The organism is Sphaerisporangium sp. NPDC049002 (assembly GCF_040649355.1).
In the GTDB taxonomy this organism is placed as follows: domain Bacteria; phylum Actinomycetota; class Actinomycetes; order Streptosporangiales; family Streptosporangiaceae; genus Sphaerisporangium.
On the sequence record NZ_JBEZFH010000366.1, the window covers coordinates 1 to 3,578 of the forward strand.

A 3,578-nucleotide genomic window follows, 5' to 3' on the forward strand; every position below is an offset into this window, starting at 1 on the left:
CACGCCCTTGCATCGGTAGGCGTCAAGCGGTTGTCAATGAACGTGCAGGTGGAGGCCGATATCACTGAGTGTGTAAGAACCCCCGGGGCCGAGCGGCCAGCACCGGCGGCACCCTCGCCCAGAAGGTGAAGACCGCCCTCGCGGCCGGACGCGGCCCCGACTTCATCGAGACCCCCGGCTCCTCCACCGCCATTCCCTACGCCGAGGCGGGCTACCTCACCGACCTCGGCCCGCTCGCCGAGAAGGAGGGCTGGAAGAAACGCATCCTGCCATGGGCCTATGACATGGGCGTCATCGACGGGAAGTTCCTGGCCGTCCCGCTTTACTACGAGACCCTCGTCGTCTTCTACAACAAGACCCTGTTCACCCAGAACGGCTGGACCCCGCCGACCGACCGCGCCTCCCTGGAGAAGCTCGCGGGCGAGATGCAGGCCAAGGGCATCGTGCCGTTCGTCAACGCCAACGCCACCTACCAGGGCGCGACCGACTGGCTGGTCAGCTCGTTCATGAACGGCGTGGCCGGCCCTGCCAAGATCAACCAGGCGCTCACCGGCAAACTGCCCTTCACCGACCAGTCGTTCGTCGACTCGATCCAGCTCATGGCCGACTACTTCGGCAAGGGCTACTTCGCGGGCGGCGCCAAGCAGTACTTCTCCCTCCAGGACCCGCAGAAGTACGCCATGTTCGCCAAGGGCAAGGCCGGCATGTACATCTCCGGGAGCTGGGAGTTCGGCGCCCTGGACAAGTACTTCAAGGAGGCGGGCTCCGAGTGGGCCGAGGCGCCACTGCCCCCGCTCGCGCCCGGCGTGCCCTCCGACGTCTACCCGCTGTCGGTCGGCGGCACCATGTCGATCAACGCGGCCTCCAAGAACCTCCCGGCCGCCGCCGCCTACCTGAGCTGGATGCTCTCGGACGTCACGACCATGTGGGAGGCCACCTCCCTGGGCCTGCGGGTGCCGCTCCCGATCACCTTCACCCAGGCCGACGTCCCCCCAGGTGTGGACCAGCGGATCGTCGACCACTACCAGAGGATCAACAGCGCCTCGCAGAAGGGCGCCGTCGGGTACACCACCTGGACCTCCTTCGGCGGTAAGGCCGAGCAGTACATCCTGGAGAACATCGACAAGGTGGTGAACGGCGACCAGTCGGCGGCGGCGTTCTGCGCCGGCCTCGACAAGGCCTTCAAGTCCGACGTCACCGCGGGCCTCATCCCGCCCGTCTACTCCACCTCCGCGACGGGCTGACCGACCCACCCGGCTGCCGGTCCTGCTCAGGACCGGCAGCCCTCCCACGCGAGGGCGGCGCCGCGGCGGTGGCGACGACCGCGGGCGAGGTCTTCAGGAGTGTTGGCTTCATGCCGGGCGTCCTGCCCACCGGACGACGTCCGATACGGTCTTCGGGGGTCGCTTCCGCCCCTGGACGGGCCCTGCCGGCCCGGCCGACGGGCGGGGCGCGTATCGCGGCCGGTCTGACCCCGGGCAGTCTCAAGTAAACTTCCTCTCCCGTAAGCGTGAAAAGGCCGTCCTCACATCGAGGACGGGGTTCTCGTACGCCGAAAGGCACCGCGCCGGGGCGGGAACACCACCGGTACGGGCCCCCGGTGGGCGGGAAGCATGCTGCGACAGTGGAACATGGTGTCAACACCGATCCCATGCGCGTCCGTCCGGAACGAGGAGCTCGATCATGACCCCCAACGCCACCGAAGACTCGACGGGCTTCGCTGACCTGGGGCTGCGTGCCGAGCTTCTGCGCTCGCTCACCGGTCTCGGGTACGAGGAGCCGACGCCGATCCAGCGCGAGGCCATCCCGCCGCTGGTGGAGGGCCGTGACCTGCTCGGGCAGGCCGCGACCGGCACCGGCAAGACGGCGGCGTTCGCCCTGCCGATCCTCCAGCGGATGCCCGCGGGCAGGAGCTCGGGGTCGCCGATCGCGCTCGTGCTGGTGCCCACGCGCGAGCTGGCCGTCCAGGTCTCAGAGGCCGTCCACCGCTACGGCCGCGACCTCGGCGCCCGCGTCCTGCCGATCTACGGCGGGCAGCCGATCGGGCGGCAGCTCAGGGAGCTCCAGCGAGGGGTGGACGTCGTCGTCGCGACCCCCGGGCGGGCGCTCGACCACATCGGCCGCAAGACGCTCCACCTGGACGCCCTCCAGATCGTCGTCCTCGACGAGGCCGACGAGATGCTCGACATGGGGTTCGCCGACGACATCGAGGCGATCCTCCAGGAGACCCCCCAGGCCCGCCAGACCGTCCTGTTCTCCGCCACGATGCCGCCGCGCATCAACTCCATCGCCCGCCAGCACCTCAACGACCCGGTGCGCATCCAGATCGAGCGCGAGTCCGCCACCGCCGGGGAGTCCCCGCGCGTACGGCAGAGCGCTTACATGGTGCCGAGGGCGCACAAGCCCACGGCCCTCGGAAGGGTGCTCGACGTCGAGGCGCCCGAGGCCGCCATCGTGTTCTGCCGCACCCGCGAGGAGGTCGACCAGCTCACCGAGACCATGAACGGCCGCGGCTACCGCGCCGAGGCGCTCCACGGCGGCATGGGCCAGGAACAGCGCGACCGCGTCATGGCGCGGCTGAGGAGCGGTACGGCCGACCTGCTGGTCGCCACGGACGTGGCCGCGCGCGGGCTCGACATCGAGCAGCTCACGCACGTGGTCAACTACAACGTCCCCTCCGCTCCGGAGTCCTACGTCCACCGCATCGGCAGGGTCGGGCGCGCGGGCCGCGAGGGCGTGGCCATCACGCTCGCGGAGCCCCGCGAGCACCGCATGCTCAAGACGATCGAGCGGGTCACCAAGAGCAGGATCACGGTCGAGAAGGTCCCCACGGTCGCCGACCTGCGGGCGCGCCGCCTGGAGCTGACGCGCTCCGCCCTGGAGGAGAGCATCCTTGAGGACGACCTGGAGCACTTCCGCGTCGTGGTCGACACGCTCGCCGACGAGTTCGACCTCGTGGAGATCGCGATGGCGGCGGTGAAGCTGGCGCACGAGGCCAGCGGCGCCGCGGCCGACGAGGAGGAGATCCCCGACGTCCCGGTACGTCCCGAGCGCGAGGGCCGGCCGCGCCGCGAGCCCGGCGGGCGCGACGAGCGACGCGGGCGCGGGCCGTCCAGCGGCATGACCCGCATCTTCATCGGCGCGGGCCGCAGCGCCGGGGTCCGGCCGCAGGACCTGGTCGGCGCGATCGCCAACGAGTCACGGCTCAGCGGCCGGGACATCGGCGCGATCGAGATCGCCGACCGCTTCTCGCTCGTCGAGGTCCCCGACCACTCGACGGACGACGTCATCTCGGCACTACGCCAGACCACCGTCAAGGGCCGCAAGGTCACCGTCCGCCGCGAGCGCTTCGAACCCCGCTAGCCGGCGCGGCGGGGCGTGCCGGGCGGCCCGCCCGGGCCGCCAGGTCACCGGCAACGAACTCGCGCTTCGGCTCCAGACCCGCGGGAGGCGCCTGCCGTCAGGCCAGGGCGTTGACGGTGGCGCCGAAGACGGCGGGAAGGCGGTGCGCCGCCGGCACGATCAGCCGGGCCGAGCCCGAACGGCGGCGCGCGGCCAGCAGCGCCCCGGTGAGCAGA

At 71.0% G+C, this 3,578-nt stretch carries 2 protein-coding genes; both read left to right on the forward strand.

Annotation, left to right across the window (positions count from 1 at the left end; translation table 11 throughout):
- Window positions 1-68: 68 nt before the first annotated feature.
- Window positions 69-1,244, forward strand: coding sequence for an extracellular solute-binding protein (locus tag AB0B89_RS35425; RefSeq protein WP_358561855.1), 1,176 nt, complete (start codon window positions 69-71; stop codon window positions 1,242-1,244).
- 439 nt (window positions 1,245-1,683) lie between these two features.
- A complete protein-coding gene (locus tag AB0B89_RS35430) occupies window positions 1,684-3,363 on the forward strand; it encodes a DEAD/DEAH box helicase (protein ID WP_358561858.1) in 1,680 nt (559 codons plus the stop codon).
- Window positions 3,364-3,578: the final 215 nt, after the last annotated feature.